Here is a 24,699-nt window from a genome sequence, read left to right on the forward strand (position 1 = left end):
TCCCCCTTATGATTGGCCTTCTTCCTGTTCTAACGATTGAAGCAATCGCGCCGTATGAACACTGATCTCTTTTTCGATCACTTCATACATTGCTTTAAACATCTCAAATCCTTCTTTTTGATATAAACGAATAGGGTCTTCTTGTTGATAATGGCGCAACCCAATTCCCTCTTTTAACAGTGCCATCTGATCTAAATGGCGCATCCAATAATCATCAATGACGGTCAACATGACACTTTTCAATAACGTTTGCAGCTGGGTGTGTGCTTTTTTCTTCTCGAGCAGCGCTACGTATGACTCGACCGCTTCTGCCACTTTTCGTTTTACATCCTCCAAATCGGCCGGTGGTTGATCAAATGTGATCGGCGTTCGGTATACGATCCGGTTCAACTCTTCCGTCATACGTCTGACATCCCATTCCTCAGGGATTTGTTCCGACAATGCGTATGCATCCACAATACGGTCACAGGCCGAGCGGATCATTGGAACGACAAGCGCCACGCGATCATTTTCCTCAAGCACCCGATCACGGATTTGATAAATGACGTTGCGCTGTTCGTTCATGACATCATCGAGCTTTAAGTTATACTCTCTAACGGAAAAGTTCATCCCTTCCACGATTCGCTGCACTTTATCGACGAACTCATGGATGTCATTGTTTAAAATGCATCCTGTTTCATCGGTTTTCAGCTTCGCCTTTAACTTTTCCGTTTCCTCTGCCGCAAAGCGCCGGAACATGTCATCCTCAAGAGAAATGAAAAACTGGCTTGACCCAGGGTCCCCTTGGCGACCGGCCCGCCCTTTCAACTGATTGTCAATCCGTCGGCTTTCATGGCGCTCCGTGCCAAGGACATGGAGCCCGCCAAGCTCATTGACTCCTTCACCAAGCAAAATATCGGTCCCGCGGCCAGCAATGTTCGTCGCAATCGTCACCCTCCCCCGTTGCCCGGCTCTGGCGATCACTTCCGCTTCTTGTTCGACCGTCTTCGCATTAAGTAATTCGTATGGGACTTGTTCCTGATCTAAATACTTTGCCACTTCTTCCGACTGCAAAATCGACGTTGTCCCGATTAACACCGGTTGCCCGCTCTCATGGCGGCGCTTCACTTCTTTTGCGACAGCAACGTATTTATCGTGGCGCGTCATGTACACCCGGTCAGGCAAATCGACACGGATTTTTGGTCTGTTGGTCGGGATCGGAATGACATCGATCCCATAAATGCGTTGGAATTCTTTTTCTTCTGTTTTCGCTGTTCCTGTCATTCCGGATAAAATCGGGTACATACGGAAATAATTTTGAATGGTAATGGAAGCGTATGTTTTGTTCTCTTCCGTAATTTCAAGTCCCTCTTTTGCCTCAATCGCTTGATGAAGACCGTCGCTTAATGAGCGACCTTCCATTACACGCCCGGTAAATGCGTCAACGAGCAACACTTTTCCGTCGCGGATAATGTAATCCACATCACGTTGAAATAAAACGTGCGCCCGCAACGCTTGAATGACGTAGTGATATAAAACTTGGTGCTCCGCATCGTACAAGTTGTCAATGCCAAACGCCTTTTCTACTTTCTCAATGCCTTCATCTGTCAAGTTAACCGTTTTTGTCTCCCCGTCATATATGTAGTCGACCTCCCGCTCAAACCGCTTGACTAATCTCGCCGCGATATAATGAAGCTCAGTACTTGAACGAGTTTTGCCAGCAATAATGAGCGGTGTTTTTGCCTCATCAATTAACACGCTGTCAATTTCGTCGATGATCGCATAATGGTATGGCCGTTGCACTTTGTCCGAGGCATCGTACACCATATGATCGCGCAAATAGTCAAAACCAAACTCCGTGCCGATGCCGTATGTAATGTCGGCTTGATACGCTTGCTTTTTTTCCTGCGGTGACATTAGCGGCAAGTTGAGCCCGACTGTCAGGCCGAGAAATTCATGAATCTGGCCGATTAAATTCCGGTCGCGCTTAGCCAAATAGTCGTTAGCCGTAATAACGTGTACCCCTTTTCCTTCTAGCGCCCGCAAATAGCTTGGGAGGGAAGCAACAAGCGTTTTCCCTTCACCTGTTGCCATTTCCGCAATGTTTCCTTCGGCCAAAACGAGGCCACCGATCAACTGGACGTCAAAATGGCGCATTCCAAGCACCCGTTTCGCTACCTCACGAACAACCGCGAACGCTTCCACTTGAATATCATTCACTGACTTACCGGAAGCAAGTTGTTCTTTGAACTCATCTGTCTTTCTACGCAATTCGGCATCGGTCAGTTTTTCCATTTGTGGTTCCATACGGTTAATTTGTTCAACCACTCGCATATATTTTTTTAACTGCCGTTCATTTGTATACCCAATCGCTCTTTTCAAGAGTGAAAGCATCCGTATTTCGCTCCTCTATAACGAATTCTTATCTATTATACCAAATTTATAATCTATACGAAATGAACTACCAATATGTTAGTTTTTGGTTATCCATCCAACTTTATGGGCTCTTTGTGAAACCATAAAGAAAAAAGTAGATGTCAAGTTGCACCCACAACACCACTGTTATCCTATAAATGAATAAATTACTTGTAGACATAGTTTGTCGAAAGATATACAATGACATCGATAGGGTTTAGGTTGATAAGCCAGTCTCTCTTAAAGAGGGCTGGCGCTTTTTTTTGCTAAAAAGCCGGGTGCAAAACCCGGCTTTTCATTCGTCTCCTCTGCCTTTCTAAATCTATCCCCCTCAGAGTATAATCCGTCGTTGGCCAAAACCACTCCCATTGTAATCAAAAAATCGGGGAAATCGATAGATACGCTCAGTATAATTACGAGCCATTTCTTTCATCCAGTTTTTTATATACCACGGTAAAAAGCATAGTTTCCCTATGCTTTGATCATACTACCGTATCTCTAGGACACATGACACCCTCCTATGAACATGATATAATAATTAGTTAGTTGAACGGGGTTATCTATATTCAGGAAAAGGAGGTAAAATATTGAAAATATTAGTGATCATCCCGGCGTATAACGAGGAAGCCACCATCCAAAATACGGTGCTCAACTTGCAGCGCATATGTCCGTACGATTATATCGTCATTAACGATGGTTCGACGGATCGAACGGGCGATATTCTCGACCAGTCCGGGTTTCATCACCTTGATTTGCCTGTTAATTTAGGCATCGGTGGAGCAATGCAAACTGGGTATCGCTATGCGCTCGAACACGGTTATGACTACGCCATTCAGCTTGATGCCGACGGCCAACACGATCCGAACGATTTAGAAACGCTTGTTAGGGAAATGATCACATCTGGCTATGACATGGTCATTGGTTCACGCTTTGTCGAAAAAACAAATTATAAAGGAAGCCGATGTCGCCGCCTTGGTATTCTTTACTTCTGTTACTTGCTTTACCTCGCGTGCGGCGTGAAAATTACCGATCCGACATCAGGCTATCGCATTGTCAATCGCCGTGTCATTCGTGAGTTTGCCCGCGAGTATCCGATTGATTATCCCGAAGTGGAAGTCATCGCCCGCCTTGCCAAAAAAGGATATAAAATTAAAGAAGTGAAAGTGGAAATGAATGCGCGCCAAGGGGGACGGTCATCGATTACCCCATTTAAATCGCTGTACTATATGACGAAAGTCACTTTCACCTCATTAATTCGTGCGATCTTTTCGTAAAAGAGGTGAAAGATCATGAGTAGCGTTCAATGGATTACAGTAGCATTGGCTTTTTTATTCTTAATTCAAGTCATTTCCTATTCGGTTCGCAACCAATTGCGGGACAGGCAGGCATTTCTTTGGTTTTCTTTATCCATCATCGGGCTGTTGGCCGCTTTTGGCCTAGAGCCGCTCAACCGTTTCGCAGCAGTGCTTGGCATTTCCTACATGCCGGCGCTCGTTTTTGCCATCGCCTTTTTAGTCGTTTTGAACGTCTTGATGTACCAATCGATTGTCCTTTCCCAACATGAGGAAAAAATCAAGACGCTCATTCAAGAAATCGCCTTAATTAAACATGAACAGAAAATGAGCGAACGTGAGGAAGAGAAGGATGAACGTCAGTAATTGGCTATGGATCGGACTCAACACTGTTCTTCTTGTCACCGGTCAGTTTTTATGGAAATACGGCATGACACGGCAGAAGTTCGAGCTAGACGTTATATCCGTCATTAAGCTGTTACTCTCGCCGTGGATTTTGCTTGGATTGGTCGTATACGGGGCGGCAACCATCCTCTGGCTGTTCATTTTGTCGCGTGTCCCGCTTAGTGTCGCCTATCCGCTGCAAAGCTTCGCCTACGTACTGGCGGTATTTGGCGCCTATGCGTTCTTTCACGAGCCGCTTTCTGTCCCGAAAATCATTGGCGTGATCCTTATTATGCTTGGGGTCTCATTTATCGGTTTTTCCGCCAATGGCTCGTAACGCTCAAATGAAGGAGTGACAACCATGTCATTTCGCTTTCAACCGAAAATCGCCATTTGGCTCGTGGTACTTCTTGCTTTCGCTTTGCGCCTTCTCGCTTTATGGACGTACGGGCTGCATTTGACGCTCAACAGCGACGATATGGGATACGTCCGCAGCGCGAAACAGCTGCTTGAGACGGGCATGCTCACCTATCATCGTCCCGATGAGCCGACCGTCCACATTATGCCAGGCATGCCGCTGTTGCTGGCGGCGTTGTTTTCCGTATTCGGTTCAGGAGATGTCGGCCTTTATGCCGCGAAACTCGTCATGATCGCCTTTGGCACCGGAAACGTCTATTTGATTTATTTGCTCGGGAACGACCTCGGCCGTCCGTGGGCGGGCGTGATCGCTGCCCTCGGCACAGCACTGTTTATCCCTTTGATCGAAACCGACAATTTAACACTAACCGAGGCACCGTTTTTGTTCGGTTTCCTGTTGTTCATCCGTTTCGCCATTCGCCTTGGCCGCCATCGGCACATGGCCGATTTTTATAAGCTGATGGCCGCCTATTTGTTTTGCCTGTTTTTCCGGCCGACGATCGCCCTCGTTCCGTTCGCGTTGCTTGGGTATTTTTTACTGATTCGCTACCCGTTTCGGCTGGCAATCAAGCAAGTAGCCATAGCGGTCGTGCTCGTCGTTCTCGCGTTGAGTCCATGGTGGGTGCGAAACTACATGCATTACGGGGAGTTCATCCCGCTGACCGGCAGCTCCGGTGACCCGCTCTTGCTTGGCACGTATCAAGGGTACGGCTACCGTTATGGCCCATCGTATAAAGAGATCGTCAACACGATCGAAACACAACATCCTAACATAAACCATTATGAAAAAGAAAAACTAAAAAAAGCGATCGCCATCGAGCGAATGAAAACATGGTATCGCACCAACCCGAAACAATGGTGGGAGAGCTATACGATCAAAAAAACAAAAACACAATGGGAACAGTCATTCTATTGGATCGAAATTTTCGGCGTTTCGAAGCAAAAAATGACCTCCTGGCATCAGCGCATCGTCTGCTTGGCGTTCGCCTCCGCTTTGCTCGCCATGTTTACCTTGAAACGGCAGCGGCGCGAGCTGTTGTTTTTCCTTTTGCTCATCGCTTACTTTACGGCATTAAACAATGTCTTTTTCGCCTACCCGAGATACAATCTCCCATTAATGCCGATTTTGTTTTTATTGATTGGGCTGTTTCTCTCCTCAATCGCATGGCGTCCAAGCCGCAAAAAAGCCGCTTCTCCGTGAAAACGGAAGAAGCGGCTTTTGATTACGGCCGCAATAACTGTTCAAACTGACGAAGCGAAATCCGTGGATACACCCATTGCCGTTTTAACTCAAACGCTGGATCTCCAGGATAAACGGTCCCTTTTTTCGTCGTAAACGCCATGGTAAACCCAGCTTGTTTTACCATACCAATGACCCGTTGATTATAGGCACCAAACGGATAAGCGATGGCCGTCGCCCCAATTTTTTCTTTACTCGCCAATAAATCAGCCATCACGTCTTCATATGGCTTAAACAGCAAATACGGGCCATATTCCTGATCCGACAAGTGAAAATGGTTCGTATGGCTTTCAAACGTCATAATATCACGCATTTGGGCGATTTCTTGTTTGCTTAAAAACTGTAAGCCTGTCGGGTCGAACGGCTGTGGAGCCGGGCGCATTCTTCCTGTAATCATAAACACGGTTGCCCGAAAGCCGTACCGCTTGAGCAATGGGTACGCGTATATGTATGTTGACTTCAATCCGTCATCAAACGTAATGAGCACCGACTTCGGCGGCAGCAATTGCTCATTTCGTACATAGGCAAGCAACATATCCGGGGTAATCGCCGTATAGCCGTTCTCTTTTAAGTATGTCATTTCTTTGAAAAACTGGCTGAACGGAACTGTTGTTGTTGAACGAAACAGTGGCTCATCGAAATCATCTAATATATGATGGTACAACAACACCGGCACACCGTGATCACTTTCAGTTACATGCTTGTAAATGTATCCGTCTCTTCCGCCGAATTCAATCAAATAAAATAGGGCGGTCTCGGCTTTGATCGGATAACGGACTCCAGACTGAATGGAACCGATCGCCTGCTTATTTCCTTTTTGAAAAATATACACTTGTACCTCTTTCTTCGTAATCACACTTTTGGGCAGCCGATCCGGTTCGCGGGTGAAAGCATACGGGCGCCCAAGCTTCGCTTCGTCCTTTTTGACCATCCCTTTGACAAACCCGTATCGGATGAAAAAATAATGTTTATTTTCATCAACGACTTCAAATACCCTGCCGCTATAAATCGTTCCGACTTTTTGCATATCATTCGCCACATAGGCGTATACTGGCGCCGATGCTCCTTTTGATTGAATAAATAACGGGACCTTAGTCTCTGCTTGCCCACTTTTTTCCCATCCAAAAAACAGAAGAAGGAAAAAAGCGAGCCAAAAGATCCGATACTTCAATGATACACCCCTCCATTTCATTGTTATTTCTACCCAGATATGACTATGACCCTATTATTTTACTACTAAACTTTTCTCTAAAAAACCAATCTATCAAAAAATGTCCAATCGTGACATATGGACTCCTTTTATACTAAAATATGATTATGCCTACACCGATTGATGGAGGAATGAACGAATGATTTACCGAAGCCATCCGTGGAAGGAATTGCTTCACCCAAACACTACTTTTGGGCAGCTAAAAGAAGCGGAACGAGTGAAACGCGTCATCCCGATCCTTTTGCTTTTTCTGTTCTTCTCTGCTGTTCTTTCGTTTGTCCGTGCTTATATCGGCGTCGGAACGGAAGAGTTGGCCAAGTATCTCCCCCGCTACACCGATGAACAACGAACGCTGTTGCACTTGCTGTTTGCCGGGGGGCACATCGTAGGCGGAATGGTCGCTCCGTTGCTCTTTTTTTTCATCAGCTCGTTCGCATTTTATGCCTTGTTTGAGGAAACCAATTTGGCGAAACTGATCGCCGTCCAGCTCTCCGTCTGGTTCATTTTTCTCATAGGAGAGGCTGTATCACTTCTATTGGAATGGGCTTTTGGTCTCGATACACTGGTTTCACCGTTTTCGCTCGGCGTCTGGGGACCTTATCTAACGGACGACCGATTCGTATGGGCGCTGTTGCGCTCTGTTTCGCTCTTTTCCGTTTGGGCCGTATATATACAAGTCGTTGCCTTGCGCACCTTCACAAATCAATCGATCGGCCGCATCGTTGCGACGGTCATCGCCGTTGATCTCGTATTCGCCTTTTTCGCGGCCGTATGTACGGAATTCCCATTTGAATGGTTCCAATCATGAAAGGAGAGGTCACCATGAAACGAGCGTTAACCGCCATCTTGGCTATAGGCCTCATCGGCACCCAATTTTACGCAGCATTCGCTGATGACAGCCGTGTGCCCAAATCGGCTTACGCGAAAGAATGGACGAAACCAAAACAACAAAACGTGAAAGAAACAATCAAAACAACAGGTTTTACCGCCCCGGCAGAGCGGACATTCATCTATTACGACCCGCAGCGCGGCGCCATCGATGAAATTCTCGTGAAAAAAGGGCAACCCGTCCAGCCCGGCACCCCGCTGTTGCGCTATCGCACAGACGCCATCGATCGTGAGCTTGCTCAGCTCACGTCGAAGCAACAACAACTAAGCATGCGGCTTAGCCAACTGTCTGAAGAAATCCAAGGCTACCAGTCCAGAGTCGCTGCCACGCCAGAAAACAACTTCGAAAAACAGCAATGGGAAGAAAAAGCAAAAGAAGTGGAGCGTGAAAAAACAGAATTAGAGTGGCAGCAACAACAATATGAACAAGAACGGATGGAACTGCTCAAACAAAAAGAGGAACAAACAGTCGAAAGCACAGTGGACGGCATCGTCGAATCCATCGCTCCCAATCCATCAACCTCCCGTCCGCTGATCACAATCGCGTCTCATACGATCGTCATTCAAGGGAAAATCACCGAGTCGCTCGTTGGGAAGCTCGCCATCGACCAAGCCGTCACGATCCACCTCCCGAACGAATCGAAAGGACTAGGCGGCATCGTGAGCGACATCGGCTCATTTCCAATCAACGAGCCAAGCTTCCGACAACGAAGCGAATATCCGTTCACCGTACATCTGGTCGAACAAGCCCAACATGCCAACAAGCCGCAACCAACGATTCCATTCGGCTACCACGTCGACATCACGATCGTGACAAAAGAAAAAAATGGGGCGATCACCGTTCCTGCTAAAGCCGTATGGCACGAAAACAATCGGGCGTATATCTACGTCATCCGCAACGGCCAGCTCGAAAAACGGCGCGTCACCTTAGGAATGAAACAAGGCAACCGCCAAGAGATCGAACAAGGCTTGACAGAAGAAGAATACATCATGGTCCACCCGAGCCGCGACCTAAAACAAGGAATGAACGTATGGATACCTCTCGAAATCAACAAGCCATCAAAAGAAACGATCCAACAAGTACGGAAACGAGACATGGCGAAATATTTCTTAGAAGGGTTTTTCGGGGCGTTTTAAGTGTACAAGGGCAAACCAACCCCGCGAGCGAAGTGGAGCGCTCTCGGGGTTGGTCAATTCCATATTTATACACTTTTTTGAAAAGAAGAAAATTTTAACTGGTGGATAATCAGGTAAACTGATCTTTATTAATTCTTCTCAATGTAGATTTGGTACTTTCACGGATTATAAGTTTTTCATTCATAAAAAGACAATGCCAACAAAGGACAAAGAACACCGTTCGGGATCACTTTTTCTACTTCAACCATTTCTTTTTTTGAACATTTTCAAATTCAGCATAACGAGTAAAACCCATCAGAACTGCTGTCTCACATCATCGCTGACTGTCATGATCAAAAAAGTATTTTGTGACATCGAATCTAGAGCTTGGATAATGGAATCGGGTATTTGTGGAAAATCGTTTGACGGCCGCGTTGGTGGGCCACTTGGTTCATCACCCCCTTATCTTGGCCTTTACGGGGAAAAGCTATCATCTACGGAGCACTCTCTCTACCATCCCCCGCTCCCCTCCTGCCTTGCAATCATAAATCTCAGGCTGATACACTTATGTATTTTTCTCGTGTTTCTCTGTATTTTTCGATGACAAAAAACATGGATAAAAGCAAAGAATCCCCTCCCTATCATGGCATTGATTTGTAGAGAGACCTGATTTCAAAAGCATGGTAGTGCACTATTATGGTAATGCCCCCAGTTTGGCATAAAAATTGACCTGTCATGTTTAATGAAAGACCAAGTAATTCAATGTCCGAATTGCGGAAAGGAATGGGGGCGGAAGAAATAAAAAGAAGGAAGAAGCAGTTTGTGGCGTGGCATAGTCATAGCAGTGTATAAGAGAAAAAAATCCTGCGGAAAATCCTCTCTGCAGAACTTTGGACATTTTCCGAGTAGTAGTGGCAGGCACGGAACCAACTGGCGTCTGGTTGGGAAATAGTAGGTAAAAACAAATAGACAAAAAGACCTTATTCTTCACTAGTTCGTTTTTGAAAACCAAATAAAACAGAAACGAGAAGAGGTGTTGATTCAAGTCTCAAATGACTAGAATATCATCCACATCCATTTCAGGGAAAAGCCATTGTCGCTTTACCTTTTTTCTTTTTAATTGAAGAAAGGAAAAAGAAAAGCCCCGCAGAAATTTCTCTCCGCAGAGCTTTTCGGCATTTTCTGGCGGTGACAAGCACCGTCCTTAAGCATATTAATTAGTCAACAATTGTTACTTTGAATGCTACAGGAGCAGGTAAGATATCTGATACAGCTGTAGTATCTACATCAGAAACTACTACTGTAAACGAACCAGATGTTTTTCCTGGTTTTAAAGTCACTGTACCAGCTGAAATAGTTACGTTAGATTCATTTGTTGTTATAAATGCAATATTTGATATTGTGTCTGTATTCACTAAAGTTCCAGGAGCAGCCGCTGTATCCCAATCAATTGCTTTAGATGCTTGGTCTAGTATAGATAACTTCGGCTCAATTGTATATTTACCAGCAACTGCATCATAGTGTCCATAGAATAGCTCTGTAAGTGTTAATGGTTGATCTGCAGAACCATTAATTTTATCGTTATCAATAACGATATCTGCAGTATTGATAACCGCTTTTGTAGCTACAGGATCAGTATTTTTATAAGCGATTGTTTTAGTACCAATCTTTGTATTATTTACTTTAACATCTACATTTAATGTTCCAGAGCCAGCAAAAGCTTTGTATGCATTTGCATTTACAACAGCTACTGACTGACCAACGACATTAATATAATTTTTCACTTCAGGGTTTTTGTCATAACCTTGAATCTCTAAAGTAACGCCAGATGTTACAGCCTGAATTTTGTTTCCTTGAGCATCAACTTCGTAAACTGCAAAGTTTACTGCATCATCATTTGTTTCAGGAGCAACATCTTTGTCCAAATCAATTTCTGTAGCATCTGTTTCAATTACATAACCAGCGAATGCGCCAGCATCTTTACCTGTTACAGTTAAAGTTTTTGTAAATACTACGTTACCTTTAGTATCTTTAAACTCTACTGTAATTGTTGCAGTTCCTTTTCCAACTTCAGTGATTGTTATTGGAAGAGAAGAAGATGCTGAAGCAACATCATTTACTGTAACTGTAGCAACATTTGTATTGCTAGATTTGGCAGTTAATGTACCAACTTTAGTTCCTCCAACAAACACAGCGTTAGATGTAACTGTTGCTTGGATTTTTTCACCATATTGGTCAACGATGTTGACATTTACAGAATCAGTCTCGCCAGAATTTAATGCAGTATTGAAGTAAACATTGGATTTACTTAAATTTGCATTTGTAATTGTAGAATCTGCTTTAACTGTAAAGCTAACAGTAGTTACAAAGCCACCAATTGTTAACTTAACTTGCGCAGTACCAGTAGAATAAGCATTAACAACTAACTCGTCACCAACAACAGACACAGTAGCAACAGTTGGAGTTAAGTTTTCAATTTTTGTTACATCGCTAGCAGATAATACTTTCTCAGAACCATTATTATCTTTTACTAGAAGCTCCAAGTTAGGAGTTTCTGATTTTTTCATTTCAGAAGTTAGTTTCCCATCTTTTACTGCTTGTTTATAAGCAGATACATTATCTACATCATCACCTAATCCAAAACCAACAAGTGATGTTATAGCAGTTGGTGCTAAAGTAACCTTAATTGCATCGCTTTGCTTAACTACAGTAGTACCAGATTTAACTGTGACTTGTACATAGGCAGTTTCACTTGTAGAAACAGAACCAACTGTTCCAGCAGTTGTACTAACTTTTGATGAAGTAGAAGAAATTTCTACAGTATATTTATCAGTTACATCAACACCGTTAGCATTTACTAGTTTTACAAAGTCAGCAATGTCTTCGCCTGGAACAAATGTAGTTTTTGTTAATTCAATTTTGCTAACTTCACCAATTTCATAAGTAAACTCTACTGTAGTTGCTTCTTTTAATTCAACACCAGCAGCAGATTTTACACCATTCACAGTAATTTTGTAAGTTTCTTTATCTGTAAATTCTTGGTTGAAAGTTAATTTAACTTCTTTTTTATTATCAGGGTTAATTTCTGCCTTAACCACTGTTAATCCGTTATCAACTGTGAAGTTAGTAGCTGTAGCTTCACCAATTTCACCTTTGAAAGTTACAACCGCTTGTGTAGAGTTAATCGCACTTACCGATACAACTTCCGGAGCCACATTCAAGTTCGCCGCACGATATACCAACAGCGCAAATTCACCGCGCGTGATATCTGCGTAAGCGTTGAAGCTTGTTTCCGTTTTACCTTTCGCTACGCCATTGTCATAGAGCGCTTTAACGAACGGAGCCCACGTTGCGTTGACGTCCGTGAACAGAAGCGCGTTGTCGTTTTGTTTTTCTAATTTATAAGCGTTGGCAATGATTTTCGCCATTTCGACACGAGTCAGGTTGTCATATGCACCAAATTTACCATTGCCTTTTCCGTTCAAGATGCCCGCTTCAACCAACGCGTTGACGTATTTTGCACGGTCTTTCGGTACATCCGTGAAACCAGCGTCTTTTGCGTTTTCTACATCAAGTTTCAATACTTTCGCCAAGATGACCGCTGCATCCAAGCGAGTGATTTGTTCGTAAACGCCGAATTGCGTTTCTGTTTTACCGTTTGTTGCACCTGTCGATACTAAGAAATCGACCGCATCTTTGTATTGCGGCGCAACGTCAGTAAATCCTGCAGCTAAAGAAGCAACAGGGGCTACCGCAGATGCAACCATGGCTGCTGTTGCTGTCGTTGCAGCAAATTTGCGATAGGACTTAGGTTGATAAGCCATGAATGATTTCCTCCCCGTTTTGCATATATTTTTATTTTTATAGTGAATCGAAGGCATCAGGATAATTAGCATGCCTGTGCCGTTCGATTAGCTAACGAGATCAGGAACACAGCCTCATGCGATGATGATTAACCCACGAATATCAACCCACACGAGTATGTATATTAGCACGATAAAAAATAATTCTATCGTACAACCCACAAAGGTCAAAACTCCCAAACTCAACTACTATTCTATCAAAAACATAGGATTTTTCAACTGTTTTTTACAAAATTCTCATCATGTTGGGCGATTAGGAAATATATAGGTCACAAACACTATTATACAATAAACCCAAAAGTTGTAAATGTATTTAGTAAAAAAATACGCAGACTTTATGCCTGCGTTCTTGACGACCGGGCGCTGGCCTGATGGACGAACGCCATGGCCAGCCCCGAGATAAGCCAAAAGATCGTATTCAACTGTGGGATGAAAATTAAGTTGTTCGATAAGTTTTGCACGATAAAAGTAGCACTGCCAGCGATTAAGGCGACGGTAATAAGTTTACCTAGGCGATCGGATGACGCGAAGTAAAGACGAAGCAAGTACCCATAATAAACAACGTAAATGGCAACAAAAGCAATTAAGCCAAGGAAGCCGGTTTCCGCCCCCACTTTTAAGTACGAGTTATGGACGGAATATTGATCATGGCCAATATACAGCTCCGGATATTTCGTGACATACTCTTTATAGCGAACTAAATAGTTACCGATGCCGACACCGATGACCGGATTTTCTTTCATCATCACCCAGCCTGTCTTCCAAAGGGTGACGCGGGAAACGACAGCGCGGTTGGTCGTCTCCTCGTCTTGGGTTGCTTCTTCATCATCAGGCTCTTCATCCAAAAATCCGCCGTCTTCATCGCTGCTGTTGCCATCGACGTGATTGGTCGAGTCACTGTGCAAGTGACGGCTAATGATTTTTTCCATCGCGTAAACTGCTGAGTAAGTACGCGATTGCACATCTGGCATGAAATACACAATGGTTAAAAGTACCGCGAACGATACGAGAATGTGTGGGCGGATGACGTTTTTGAAGAACGTTTTCGGCATGAGCAGAATAACAAGCACCAATCCACCAAGCATAGCGACCCAAGCAGCACGCGTGTAGGTCAAGACAAGGTTGATGACATAAATGGCGTATACGGCAAACGTCAGCAATTGCGCTTTTTTGTCACGCCAATAGACAACGGCGAATAAAAGCAACGCAGGAATGACAAGATTGAGAAACGACGCGTAATAGTTCGGATTGACAAGAGTAGAGTCAACGCGCCCTTTTGCTTCTTTCAAGGCGTATAGTCCTGCTGTGTTAAGCGAGATGTCGAAAATGTACTGGATGACCCCATACACGCCGACAAGCAGAGCAGAAAGTCCGAACGATTGGGCAAAGCGCACGTATTGCTCGCGGGTAAATTGGACTTTGACGACAATGAAAAACAAAACGACATACGACAGATAGCGGGCAAGCTCCATGATGGCCGGAGCAAGGCTAGCCGCTTTCACTAACGAGACGATAGCGATGAGCAAAAAGGCAATAAATGCCAACAAGATCGGCCTCACCGGAAAATCATTCAGTTTGATTCGTCTCTGCCTATAATCGACTAGCGCTGCCAACGTGATGAGCGGAATCATCACAACTTCGGCGGAAAGCGGCAGTGGGCCGATATACATTTTGTACGAAACGAGCGGAATGAGAAAAAGCGCCAATAAGACGGCGTAGTATGTGAACGGTTGTCTAACTCGCATCGTTTAAACTCCTTTTTTCCTAGTTCGATAGATGGCCAAGACGCGCTCGTACGTGGCCATCGTTTCTTCATATAAGCGCTGTAAAGAAAAATGGGTAGAGGCATGTTCATACAGCCGTTTCCCCATCGTTTTCAGCTCATGCCTTCGGCTGCGCGCTTCGCGCATAGCTTGAGCAAGCGCAGCGCGATCGCCAACTGGGACGATCCACCCCATGTCGCTAGAGGCGATGAGTTGGCTTACTCCGCCGACATCGGTGGAGATCACCGGCAAACGTTCATTGGCCGCCTCAAGCAAGGCGAGCGGAAAGCTTTCGCTATAAGAAGCCATTAAGGCCACATCAGACAGCGCGTAAATGTCCGCCACATCGCGGCGAAACCCGAGAAACTGCACTTGACGCCCGATGCCGCTTTGCGTTGCTTTTTCACGCAATTCGGATGCCAGCGGGCCATCGCCAACAACAAGCAGCTTCATATCGGGATCGGAAAGCGAGGCGAGGGCTTCAAAGACGAGGGCATGTCCTTTAATCGGGTGAAGGCGGGCGACCATGGCAATCACCAAATCGTCTTCCCGAAGCCCGAGATCAGCGCGCTGCAACATGTGCGGACGGGGGGCATCATCAAAGTCGATGCCGTTGTAAATCGTTTGAATTCGTTCAGCGGCAATGCCGAGCTCCATCAAACTTTCTTTAAACCGTTCCGAGACGGCAAAAAAATAGTCTACCTTCTGAAGTGCCCACACGTTGAGGCGGGTAAACCATTTTCCTTTCCATCCTGATTTCATAAAATCGAGGCGCGGATCGCTATGGACAGTCGTCATCCATGGGATGGCGATTTTCCGTTTGATGAGCGCGCCGTACAAATTGGCGCGCGGCCCATGTGTATGCAAAATATCGAAACGTTCGCGACGAATGAGCGCAACAAGCTTCGATAGCACGGACAAATCATAGCGGGATGATTGGGCAAGAAGGCGCACATCGATCCCCGCTTGACGCGCCTCCGCAGCGAGCGGCCCATCTTGGAACACGACGAGTGTCGCGGTACCCGGGGCAAACTTCGATAAAAGGGTGACGACATGTTTGCGTGACCCTCCTGTTTCCCCGCCGCTAATGACGTGCAACACGTTCACCGTCATCTCTCCCTAGCAGCCGGACTCGCCGGCTGTGCGTTTTTCGGTCAGTACTTTCCAAAGAAATTTCGGCAAGGCGAGCTGCCGTTTGAACCGTTTTGGATCGGTGACGAGCCGGTACAGCCATTCGAGGCCAAGCGTTCGGAACAATTTTGGCGCCCGTTTGACATGTCCGGCAAACACGTCAAAGCTCCCGCCGACTCCTTGAAACACTTTCACGTTGAGCCGATCCATGTGCGCTCGGATCCATAGCTCTTGTCTCGGGCTGCCAAGAGCGACAAACAGTATATCGGCGTTTGCCTCATTAATGGCTTGAACAACCGCTTCATCATCGTTCACATACCCGTTCATGTAACCAGCAATGCAAAGACGAGGGTATTTCGCTTCGAGGTTTTCTTTCGCTTTTTTCACGACCTCTTCTTTGGCACCATACAAAAAGACGCGATATCCTTTTTCCGCTGCCCGAGCGATGAGCCGCTCCATCAAGTCGATGCCCGTCACCCTTGATGCGAGATGCCCGCCTTTTAACTTCGAAGCCAACACGACACCGATGCCGTCCGGAATCTGGTACGTCGCCGTGTTAATGAGCTGTTTTAGTTCATCATTTTTGCCTGCAGCGATCACTTTTTCCGGGTTGACGGCAATAATCGTCGATTTTTGGCCGGCTTCCATCCGCTTTTCGATATCAGCAAGAATGTCGTCATACGTTAAGGTGGAGACGTACACCCCTAAATATTGCTCTTTTTCCATAGCTGATCATACTCTCTCCGGTGGTTGTTCTTGAATAGCTTGGACGACCGATAAATGGCCGATTTGATATACCGTCACGTCTTCATCGTCAAGACCGATGCAATTTTTCGTATCGAAGATGACCTTGGTTTTCATCGACGCCAATTCCTCGGCTGTTAGTGTTTTGAATTCGTTATGGTCAGCTAAGACAACGACAAGATGTGCCCCATCGAGTGCTTCCTCTTTCGTAGAAAGCGGAAACGGCACTTGCGACGGCTTAACGTGCGGGTCGTAAGCACGGACGTCAAACCGCTCGTTCCGCCGCAGCTCTTCGTAGATTTCAATGGCCGGGCTCTCGCGCACATCGTCCGTATTGCCTTTGTACGTTAAGCCGAAGACGGCGATGACCGGCGCTTCGAGTTCCGCCGTCATGCGTTTCACTTGCTCGACGACAAAGTGTGGCATCGAGTTATTAATGCGGCGCGCCGTTTGGATGAGCTGCGACTCTTCTTTCGCCTTTTCGACGATAAAGTACGGATCAACGGCCAAGCAATGCCCACCGACACCAGGGCCTGGCAAATGAATATTGACGCGCGGGTGTTTATTGGCAAGCTCGATGACTTTATGAGCATTGACGCCGACACGTTGCGCGATTTTTACGAGTTCATTTGCTAAAGCGATGTTGACATCACGGAACGTATTTTCCATTAATTTCGCCATTTCAGCAGTCACAGCTTCCGTCTCAATCACTTCGCCTTTGACGATCGCCCGGTAGACGTCGGCTGCTTGTTTTGCTGCCTCTTTCGTGACACCGCCGACGATTCTTGTGTTCTCGACGAGTTCAATTAAAATGCGGCCCGGCAAGACACGTTCTGGGCAATGAGCCAAATACACATCTTGCTCCGGGTCAAAACCGTGCTCGCGAATGATCGGTGCGACGACATCGTCCATCGTGCGTGGTGGAATCGTCGATTCAACGATGACGACGTTTCCTTTCCGCAAATATGGCGCTACCGATTTCGTCGCTTCAATAACGTAGTCGATGTTGGCAGTATAATCGTCATGAATCGGTGTCGGAACGGCAATGATGAACACATCTGCCTCTTCCGGAGCGAGCTGCGCCCGGAATTTCCCTTCTTTGACGACCCGGTTGACAAGTTCGGCTAATCCTGTTTCTTCAATATGAATGTTGCCGCTGTTGATCGTTGCAACGACGGTTTCGCTCACATCCACGCCGACAACGTCAAATCCAGCAGCGGCAAATATTGCTGACGTCGGAAGTCCAATATAACCTAGCCCGACGACACACACTTTTTTCATCGTGAAAACCTCTCTTTTTGTAAACTAGAATTACCTTTTTTCGAGCTTTTTCGACCAATCACGTTATAGTATAACAAACCATCATCCATTTTGCATCATTGAATCTATAATAGGCAAATGCTACAATTAAGGTTGATTTTTGTGGAACGATGTTCGTTTAAGAGGAGGAGTTATGTCGTTGAAAATTGTCATCTCTGGCTTTTATGGACTTGGCAATACGGGAGATGAAGCCATTTTAGAAGCGATTATCGACAATCTTCGAGCCGAATTGCCGAACCCGGATATTACTGTGTTTTCCCTGTCTCCCGAACAAACAGCGAAAGCGCATGGGGTGAAAAGCGTATACCGTGGATGGCGCCATGATAATAAAGGAAAAATTCGGGCGCTGCGCGAAGCCGATTTATTAATCAGCGGCGGTGGAGGGCTGCTTCAAGATACGTATCCAACACGCTTTTTGTTCGGTCCGCTTCCTTATTATTTATTAATTGTGTTTTTAGCGAAGTTGTGCGGGACGAAAGTCATGTTTTTCTCGCAAGGGATCGGACCGGTCAACACGACGTGGGGAAAGATTTTAATGAAAGTGTTTGCCAATATGGCTGATTTTATTACTGTCCGCGATGCGTATTCGAAACAGTTGCTTCACGAGCTAGGCGTGACAAGACCAGAGACGGTCGTCACCGCTGATATTGTCTTTGCTTTTCATCATAAGGAAGATAATGCTTGCCTTGAAAGCCTTCCGCTTCGTGGCGATGAACAGCTCGTCGCCGTATCGGTGCGTCCGTGGCTTGATCAACGCGACTATTATGGAAAAATCGCCCGCGCGCTCGATCAGTTGATCGAACTCGAGGGCATTACGCCGGTCTTCGTGCCGATGGAAGGACATCATGATGTGCGTGCATCTGAGCGAGTCGTCGAACAAATGAATCATCGGTCCGCTTGTCATATTCTCGGCCCAGATTTTACACCGAACCAATATTTACATTTTATTAGCCGTTGCCGTTTGACGATCGGCATGCGTTTGCATTCGCTCATTTTTTCGGCCTTGACAGGCGTCCCGCATATCGGTCTCAGTTATGACCCGAAAGTGGAGAGTTTGCTGAAGCGGTCCGGCATGTGGGACTATTCGTTCCGTCTGGAGGAGATCGACGTTGATCGGCTCGTGAACAACGCCCGGTATATGCTCGCTGAGCGTGAAGCCGTCAGTGCGGTTGTTCAAAACAACGCCAAGCAAATGCGTCAGGAGGCCATGGAAAACATTCGGCTGTTGAAAGAAAAATTTTTCCCGCAAGGAGAAGATCGCCGATGAATATTTTGCTAGCAACTGTCTTTGACTATCCGCATGCCGGAGGGTTATCCACCCATGTAACCACATTGAAAGCTGGGCTTGAGGCACGGGGGCATCGTGTAGACATCGTTTCATTCAGCGATGTTCCCCCAGCCAAGCAAATGGTGCTGGCTAAGGGACCAAGCTTTTTGCTGAATAAAGTGTCAAAAGGAACGGGCATTATTTGGAGCCATGCAGTGAGACAGCGGCTTCTTTCCCGTCTCATCGCCGACAAAGCCGCTAACGAGCGATATGATGTGATCAATGCCCAAGAAGTGTTTGCGACGTTGGCTGCACTGCCATCTGGCATCCCGACGGTGACGACCGTGCACGGCTACATGACGTACGAAGCCATCAGCCGAGGTGCAGTGGTGGAGGGAAGCGAACAGGCGCAGCACTTATTGGAGAAAGAAATCGAGGCGTATACGAAAACGCGGAAAATTATTACCGTTGACCAACGCATTAAAAAGTATGTGCGGGAAAAAGCCGGAGTGGAAGCGACCGCCATTCGCAACTTTATCGATGTGGATCGATTCAAACCAGAGAAATCGAATCGACTCGCCTACCGGAAAAAACACGGGTTGCCTGAAGACGCGGCTGTCATTTTTGTGCCAAGACGGCTGACGAAAAAAAACGGGGTCATTTATCCAGCGATTGCCTTGCCACACGTATTGGAAAAATACCCAAACGCCATGCTCATTTATGCCGGAATGGGCGAAGCGTACGAGGAGCTGAAGTCGCTCATCGAACAGCAAGGGCTGAGCGAAAAGGCGAAGTTGCTTGGCGCTATTCCGCATGAGACGATGACCGAGTATTATGCCCTCTCGGACATTGTACTTGTTCCAAGCGTCCACTCCGCCGGAGTGGAAGAGGCGACATCCATTTCTGCCTTAGAAGCCATGGGATCAGGGTCGCCGCTCATCGCTTCAGCGGTCGGGGGCTTGAAAGAGATCGTCAGCCACCGGCAAGACGGCCTACTCGTCGAGGAAAAAAATGTGGATGAACTCGCTCAAGCCATCATCGAACTACTCGATCATCCGGAGTTTGGACAACAACTGGCACAAGCAGCGAGACGGAAAATCGAAGACGAATATTCCCACTTATCAGCAGCGAAAAAGTACGAAGACATTTATCGAGCCGCGCTGGCGCCATAACATCACGGCCGTCTCTTTGTCATCAGGGACGGCCTTTTTCAATTTTGAATGAAGGAAGTGACACGCATGCCCTCATTAAAACGGACGGCGATTTGGATCACGCTGCTCGCCCTCGTCGTTAAAGTAGCTGGTTTTTTGCGAGAAAGCATTATTGCTAAGGAGTTCGGCGCCAATGAATATACGGATGGCTACTTATTGGCGTTTTCGTTTATTACGCTCGTGTTAGCTGTCATTTCAGTCGGATTCAATAACGTCTTTCTCCCGTTGTACGTTCAAGCGAAACAAAACAATCCTAAAGCAGCGGAGCGAAACGCGAATGGTATTATGAACGCCACTGTCGCCATTTTTTTGCTCGTTGCCGTTCTCGGTTATTTACTGGCTCCCTCCTTCGTCCCAGCCATTTTTGGACGAATGGCAGCTGTTACTGAATCGGTGGCGATCCACATCACGCAAATTTTCTTTTTGTTTATGGGCGCCATTGCCTTAAACGGTATTTTAGATTCATATTTGCAAGGGCGGCGCATCTTTGTTCCATCGCAAATTTCGAAGCTGTTAGCTACTCTGATGGGCGCAGTGTTTGCTCTGTTGTTTTCCGATGTGTGGGGCATTTACAGCCTTGCTTACGGGTTTGTCTTTGGAATTATGTTAGGCATTGTCCTAATGTTTGTTTATTTGTATCGGAGCGGTTACCGATGGACGCCGACGTTGTCCATCGATCCCGATTTTCGACAGACGTTTTTGCGCCTGCTCGTCCCTTCGCTATTGAATGCGTTCGTCGGGCAAATGAACATGTTCATTGATAAAATCTTCGCCTCGGGCACAATCGAAGGAGCAGTCACGTATTTGAATAATGCCTCGCTGCTCGTCAGCATCCCGCATACGATTTACGGCACGACCGTCGCGGCGATTTTGTTCACATTACTTTCCGAACAAGTGGACAAGCCGCGCCAATTTCAACAAACGTTTTTCACCGGCATGGAGCTCTCTCTCATCACGTTAATGCCGGTAGCGGCCGGGCTGTGGGTGATCGGTGATGCTGCGATTGCGATCGTCTATGAACGCGGCCAGTTCACGGAAACGGACACATACCGCACCTATGTCGCCCTGCTCTTTTACTTGCCGCTCATTGTCACTCAAGGGCTGCAATATATTGTCGCCAAGTCGATGTATGCGAAAGGGAAAACAGCGGTCGTACTGCGGATTAGTGTCACAACAATTGTGTTAAATATCATCCTTAACTATGCCCTCGTTCAATCGTTCGGTTATGCTGGGATTGCGCTGTCAAGCTCGCTCGTTTCTCTCTACTACGTCACCGCCTGCTCAATCGCCGTCTATAAAGAGTTTGAACGCGGGGAAGCGAAAAAATTGATATCCTTGTTGGTCCGCGTCGGCAGCGCAACAGCCATCATGGCGGGATTGCTCTATGGACTGAAAGAAGTGGCCAGCATCCACCAGTGGCCAGCGCTTCTTGCGCTTGCCGTGCTTGTTCCGCTTGGTGTAGCCATTTATATCGCGGGCGTATACGCCCTGTATCGTGAAGGATTTTACCGGTTGCTGCGCACACTCCGCTCGAAACGGAAACCGAAACCGTCGGCATAACGTCCTTCTTCTCAGCCGTTGGCGTTGCCTGCGCCGCCTGAATCGAACAAAGAGGCTCGCCTATCTCCCGACATAGGAAAAGGTGTCTCGAACCTTTCGAGACACCTTCCTTTTTACTTAACGATGGTCAGAGGCGACAATAAATCGCCGCGAATATACGCTTTTTGCGTCGGCAAATCTGGAACGATTTCATACCAGACGTAGCCGTCGGGCTGTTTCGCCGTTGTTCCCACCACCGTCACCGGTGTGTTCGCTTGTTTATATTCATACCAAACTGGCGGAACAACTGCCGGTTGCAGTCGAACATTGACACTTTCAGTGTTCGTCACCATCACTTTATATCGGCCAATGTCTTTTCTGCCTAAAAATTGGTCAGCCTGATACATCCAACCAGCAATTTTTTGCCCCCAATACGGGTCAGAGGCGTAACGGACGTTAAAACCGACTGACTTATCGCCAAGCACGGCACCGTTATAGCGCCAATCGCTTGGATTCGCGTATCGCCCAGCAACGATCGTTTTCGCCATATAATCGATGCACTCTTCGAACGACTTGAACGAATCGGCGCTATTGAGCGGATCGCTGTCATACGCTTTAATGCCGAACAAGTTGTTTTTCGTCTGCGCAAGCTGACTTAATCCCCAATTGCTTTCTAAAATCGCTTGAGCTAGCAAGTATAAAGCATTAACTTGGTACTTCTCTTCCGCCTGTTTAAACGCGGTACCAAGCTCTTTCAATGGGCTTTGAGAACGATAGGCGGCAACAAACCGATTCAGCTCATCGGCGGTATAATTCGTTTTTGTCCGCAACGATAGAACATTGAAATATTGATAGGCCGTACCGACGTGCTGACCAGCTTCATTATAAAACGTATCGCCATCCCAGCTATAGTACTTCTGTCCCACTTGCATAAAAGACGGCGCTTTTCCGTATGTGTAACTCGTATACGTATTGCTCGTCGTGTTGTAAATCACATGAACAAGATTGCCGTTTGTCACTTGGTAATACGATCGCCCTTGCAAAAGCGCTGTCGGAACGAGCAACACATCAGCCTGTTTTACGTACCCGATTGTATCGGCAATTTGTACTTTTACTTTTTCCTCGTCGGCTCCTAAATATTTCATTTCTGTATTTGGCTGAACGTAAGTAAGCGATGTGCTCAAACTAGCATTGTAAATGGTTGTCGTTGAATTTCCAGGAGCTGGTTGAGCAATGGCATAGCCGTTTGCCATTTTCACGATTTTCGTCCCTTGGACGATCACTTGAGTAGCGGGATTGGTTAAGGCCGCTTCAGCTTGAGCAAACGTGGCATACCGCTTTGGCCAAATGACGAGCTCCCCTTTTTCGATCGCCCCAATTTGATAGGCCATCTCCGGTATTTGCTCAGCCCACACTTCGAGCAGGCGGTACAAAAACGCCGCTGCATGTGCCCGCGTTGCTGCTGCTTTCGGGTCAAAACGGAACGTTTTTCCATCCTTATTCGGAATGCCACGGATAATGCCGTAATGAATGCTGTTGGCAATCGCCAACCGCGATGCAGATGAAAGATTGTCAAGATCAGTAAATGAAGAAAAGTCCGCTCTTTGCTTCTCGATTTCCAAATAATCGAACACACGATCAATCATCAGCGCCATTTCTTCTCTTGTAATTTGTTTATATGTACCGAAGGTGCCATTGGAGTACCCTTGGACAAGGCCGGCCGCACTTGCTTTGTAAATGCCATCGGCCAGTGCCGAAGATGGTGAAACATCAGAAAATGAAACAGTTCCTGTCACCTTAGGCAACTGCAACGCTCGCGCAAGGAACGTCGCAAACTGGCCACGCGTCACTGGCTCGTTTGGACGATATTGCCCTTCCGAATACCCTTGGACAATCCCTTGGTTCACCATGGCCCGCATTTCCTTCTCCAACGCGATACCAGTAATATCATCAGCGAACGACACGGAACTGTTTACAAACAATAAACTCAATACAAGAACAAGACTAACGATTCGACGCAATCATTTCTCCTCCCCTATTTATCCTATTTGTAGATTGATAGATCAAAGACTTATGTACTACCCGTGAACTAACGACAAAATGGTTAGTGTTTCGACATAGTCATATTTTAACAAGTATTGCAGATATGTTTATTGCATTTTTATTACATTTACATTAAATTTTTGTTGCTTTTGTAATACTTTCGGAAACAGCAAGAAAAAACATAGGGATTTTATTCAATTATATAGTAATACTTTATGCGATTACTAACTTTCTGAAAAAGGAGAGAAGCTTTGAAAAAACGATATCATTCTCGAATCCTTCTGTCACTAGATATGACTTTTTACGCAGATTGTTAGAGAACAGCCCACCATTCCTGGCACTAGCATCAGTGACAAAAAATCCAACCACTATCGTCCAGCCGCTCAATCTCCCTGGTCTTTCCCCGAACGGCCAAACGAATTCAGCTAATCAGCAAGACGAAGACCGTAACTCCACCGTGCATCACAATGTGCCGTCAAAGTCCGTTGCCTCTTCGAACTCCAAAACAAGGAACCTGTTATAACACCGAATAGATGAATGTATCATCATCCCAAGGGGATGTAGACTATTACAAGTTTACCGCCCGCGAAACGGCCACATATACGATACAAGTTGCACGTTCCTTCTGATCTTGACGTGGTAATAGCGGTCTATAACGCAAACGGAAAACTGATTGCGAAAGGAGATGATTATACAAAAGGCGATGATGAATACCTGACCATCAAACTGTCGAAAGGCAACTATTGGATTAAAGTGGAAGACGCGTTCGGCAACGCAAGCACCAGTCCGCCGTATAAACTGGGGAGCGAACAACGTTAACAGACAAGTGAAGCGAATCACCGTCAGCAGCTTCCCTTTCCTAGCTAGATGAAAAAAG

18 protein-coding genes and 1 pseudogene are annotated in these 24,699 nt (G+C 46.3%); 11 read left to right on the forward strand and 8 right to left on the reverse strand.

Translation table 11 applies throughout. The features are described from left to right. Positions 1-6: 6 nt before the first annotated feature. Positions 7-2,373 carry an accessory Sec system translocase SecA2 gene (gene secA2, locus DSM465_RS0111120; RefSeq protein WP_011888224.1) on the reverse strand — a complete coding sequence of 789 codons (2,367 nt, stop codon included), beginning with the start codon at positions 2,371-2,373 and terminating at the stop codon, positions 7-9. Positions 2,374-2,981: 608 nt separating this feature from the next. Here secA2 and DSM465_RS0111125 point away from each other — a divergent pair. Genes DSM465_RS0111125 through DSM465_RS0111140 form a run of 4 tightly spaced genes read left to right on the forward strand, consistent with a single transcriptional unit; the run spans position 2,982 to position 5,688 of the window. Further along, positions 2,982-3,668: a glycosyltransferase family 2 protein gene (locus tag DSM465_RS0111125; RefSeq protein ID WP_011888225.1), complete on the forward strand. Its 687-nt coding sequence runs from the start codon at positions 2,982-2,984 to the stop codon at positions 3,666-3,668. A gap of 15 nt (positions 3,669-3,683) precedes the next feature. Beyond that, on the forward strand, positions 3,684-4,052 hold the full coding sequence (locus tag DSM465_RS0111130) for a DUF2304 domain-containing protein (protein ID WP_029761369.1): 369 nt from the start codon (positions 3,684-3,686) through the stop codon (positions 4,050-4,052). Continuing rightward, positions 4,039-4,407, forward strand: coding sequence for an EamA family transporter (locus tag DSM465_RS0111135; RefSeq protein WP_011888227.1), 369 nt, complete (start codon positions 4,039-4,041; stop codon positions 4,405-4,407). Before DSM465_RS0111130 ends, DSM465_RS0111135 begins: the two co-directional genes overlap by 14 nt. A gap of 24 nt (positions 4,408-4,431) precedes the next feature. After that, the gene (locus DSM465_RS0111140; protein WP_011888228.1) at positions 4,432-5,688 is read left to right on the forward strand and encodes an ArnT family glycosyltransferase; all 1,257 of its coding nucleotides are present in this window, start codon (positions 4,432-4,434) and stop codon (positions 5,686-5,688) included. A gap of 22 nt (positions 5,689-5,710) precedes the next feature. On the opposite strand, the gene DSM465_RS0111145 is transcribed toward DSM465_RS0111140, so the two are convergent. Continuing rightward, positions 5,711-6,898, reverse strand: coding sequence for a polysaccharide deacetylase family protein (locus DSM465_RS0111145; protein WP_223812915.1), 1,188 nt, complete (start codon positions 6,896-6,898; stop codon positions 5,711-5,713). A gap of 178 nt (positions 6,899-7,076) precedes the next feature. Between DSM465_RS0111145 and DSM465_RS0111150 the strand changes: the two genes are divergently transcribed. The 3 genes and pseudogenes from DSM465_RS0111150 to DSM465_RS19915 all read left to right on the forward strand — a co-directional run. Continuing rightward, entirely contained in the window at positions 7,077-7,745 is a 669-nt protein-coding gene (locus tag DSM465_RS0111150) for a hypothetical protein (RefSeq protein ID WP_029761370.1), read from the forward strand. A gap of 14 nt (positions 7,746-7,759) precedes the next feature. Next, complete coding sequence (locus DSM465_RS0111155) at positions 7,760-8,962, forward strand: efflux RND transporter periplasmic adaptor subunit (RefSeq protein WP_029761371.1); 1,203 nt, start codon at positions 7,760-7,762, stop codon at positions 8,960-8,962. 294 nt (positions 8,963-9,256) lie between these two features. Further along, positions 9,257-9,489 (forward strand): annotated as a pseudogene (locus DSM465_RS19915) (ATP-binding protein); the annotation flags it as partial. Positions 9,490-10,158: 669 nt separating this feature from the next. Here DSM465_RS19915 and DSM465_RS0111165 read toward each other — a convergent pair. The 5 genes from DSM465_RS0111165 to DSM465_RS0111185 all read right to left on the reverse strand — a co-directional run bounded on the left by DSM465_RS0111165 (position 10,159) and on the right by DSM465_RS0111185 (position 17,723). Further along, positions 10,159-12,765 carry an S-layer homology domain-containing protein gene (locus tag DSM465_RS0111165; RefSeq protein ID WP_029761372.1) on the reverse strand — a complete coding sequence of 869 codons (2,607 nt, stop codon included), beginning with the start codon at positions 12,763-12,765 and terminating at the stop codon, positions 10,159-10,161. A gap of 374 nt (positions 12,766-13,139) precedes the next feature. Beyond that, complete coding sequence (locus DSM465_RS0111170) at positions 13,140-14,549, reverse strand: O-antigen ligase family protein (protein WP_011888235.1); 1,410 nt, start codon at positions 14,547-14,549, stop codon at positions 13,140-13,142. 3 nt (positions 14,550-14,552) lie between these two features. Beyond that, complete coding sequence (locus DSM465_RS0111175; protein ID WP_029761373.1) at positions 14,553-15,674, reverse strand: glycosyltransferase family 4 protein; 1,122 nt, start codon at positions 15,672-15,674, stop codon at positions 14,553-14,555. 12 nt (positions 15,675-15,686) lie between these two features. Continuing rightward, positions 15,687-16,424 carry a WecB/TagA/CpsF family glycosyltransferase gene (locus DSM465_RS0111180; RefSeq protein WP_011888237.1) on the reverse strand — a complete coding sequence of 246 codons (738 nt, stop codon included), beginning with the start codon at positions 16,422-16,424 and terminating at the stop codon, positions 15,687-15,689. A 6-nt stretch (positions 16,425-16,430) separates the two neighbouring features. Beyond that, the gene (locus DSM465_RS0111185; protein ID WP_029761374.1) at positions 16,431-17,723 is read right to left on the reverse strand and encodes a nucleotide sugar dehydrogenase; all 1,293 of its coding nucleotides are present in this window, start codon (positions 17,721-17,723) and stop codon (positions 16,431-16,433) included. Between the two features lie 172 nt (positions 17,724-17,895). Here DSM465_RS0111185 and csaB point away from each other — a divergent pair, with 172 nt between their 5' ends. The 3 genes from csaB to murJ all read left to right on the forward strand — a co-directional run bounded on the left by csaB (position 17,896) and on the right by murJ (position 21,800). Beyond that, the gene (gene csaB / locus DSM465_RS0111190) at positions 17,896-19,029 is read left to right on the forward strand and encodes a polysaccharide pyruvyl transferase CsaB (protein WP_011888239.1); all 1,134 of its coding nucleotides are present in this window, start codon (positions 17,896-17,898) and stop codon (positions 19,027-19,029) included. Next, positions 19,026-20,201, forward strand: a complete 1,176-nt coding sequence (locus DSM465_RS0111195; protein ID WP_011888240.1) for a glycosyltransferase family 4 protein — start codon at positions 19,026-19,028, stop codon at positions 20,199-20,201. The genes csaB and DSM465_RS0111195 overlap by 4 nt, the downstream gene beginning before the upstream one ends. A 66-nt stretch (positions 20,202-20,267) precedes the next feature. Next, positions 20,268-21,800 carry a murein biosynthesis integral membrane protein MurJ gene (murJ, locus tag DSM465_RS0111200; protein WP_029761376.1) on the forward strand — a complete coding sequence of 511 codons (1,533 nt, stop codon included), beginning with the start codon at positions 20,268-20,270 and terminating at the stop codon, positions 21,798-21,800. A gap of 113 nt (positions 21,801-21,913) precedes the next feature. On the opposite strand, the gene DSM465_RS0111205 is transcribed toward murJ, so the two are convergent. Then, on the reverse strand, positions 21,914-23,800 hold the full coding sequence (locus DSM465_RS0111205; RefSeq protein WP_011888242.1) for an S-layer homology domain-containing protein: 1,887 nt from the start codon (positions 23,798-23,800) through the stop codon (positions 21,914-21,916). Between the two features lie 658 nt (positions 23,801-24,458). Between DSM465_RS0111205 and DSM465_RS0111210 the strand changes: the two genes are divergently transcribed. Next, the gene (locus DSM465_RS0111210; protein WP_029761377.1) at positions 24,459-24,641 is read left to right on the forward strand and encodes a T9SS type A sorting domain-containing protein; all 183 of its coding nucleotides are present in this window, start codon (positions 24,459-24,461) and stop codon (positions 24,639-24,641) included. The last annotated feature ends 58 nt before the right edge of the window (positions 24,642-24,699 follow it).

Origin of the sequence: Geobacillus thermodenitrificans subsp. thermodenitrificans DSM 465 (genome assembly GCF_000496575.1) — a bacterium.
Taxonomy (GTDB): Bacteria; Bacillota; Bacilli; order Bacillales; family Anoxybacillaceae; genus Geobacillus; species Geobacillus thermodenitrificans.

Coding starts and splice junctions, on each gene's coding strand:
- secA2 (WP_011888224.1), bottom strand. CDS start 2,373: ATGCTTTCACTCTTGAAAAGAGCGATTGGGTATACAAATGAACGGCAG.
- DSM465_RS0111130 (WP_029761369.1), top strand. CDS start 3,684: ATGAGTAGCGTTCAATGGATTACAGTAGCATTGGCTTTTTTATTCTTA.
- DSM465_RS0111135 (WP_011888227.1), top strand. CDS start 4,039: ATGAACGTCAGTAATTGGCTATGGATCGGACTCAACACTGTTCTTCTT.
- DSM465_RS0111140 (WP_011888228.1), top strand. CDS start 4,432: ATGTCATTTCGCTTTCAACCGAAAATCGCCATTTGGCTCGTGGTACTT.
- DSM465_RS0111150 (WP_029761370.1), top strand. CDS start 7,077: ATGATTTACCGAAGCCATCCGTGGAAGGAATTGCTTCACCCAAACACT.
- DSM465_RS0111155 (WP_029761371.1), top strand. CDS start 7,760: ATGAAACGAGCGTTAACCGCCATCTTGGCTATAGGCCTCATCGGCACC.
- DSM465_RS0111165 (WP_029761372.1), bottom strand. CDS start 12,765: ATGGCTTATCAACCTAAGTCCTATCGCAAATTTGCTGCAACGACAGCA.
- DSM465_RS0111170 (WP_011888235.1), bottom strand. CDS start 14,549: ATGCGAGTTAGACAACCGTTCACATACTACGCCGTCTTATTGGCGCTT.
- DSM465_RS0111180 (WP_011888237.1), bottom strand. CDS start 16,424: ATGGAAAAAGAGCAATATTTAGGGGTGTACGTCTCCACCTTAACGTAT.
- DSM465_RS0111185 (WP_029761374.1), bottom strand. CDS start 17,723: ATGAAAAAAGTGTGTGTCGTCGGGCTAGGTTATATTGGACTTCCGACG.
- csaB (WP_011888239.1), top strand. CDS start 17,896: ATGTCGTTGAAAATTGTCATCTCTGGCTTTTATGGACTTGGCAATACG.
- DSM465_RS0111195 (WP_011888240.1), top strand. CDS start 19,026: ATGAATATTTTGCTAGCAACTGTCTTTGACTATCCGCATGCCGGAGGG.
- murJ (WP_029761376.1), top strand. CDS start 20,268: ATGCCCTCATTAAAACGGACGGCGATTTGGATCACGCTGCTCGCCCTC.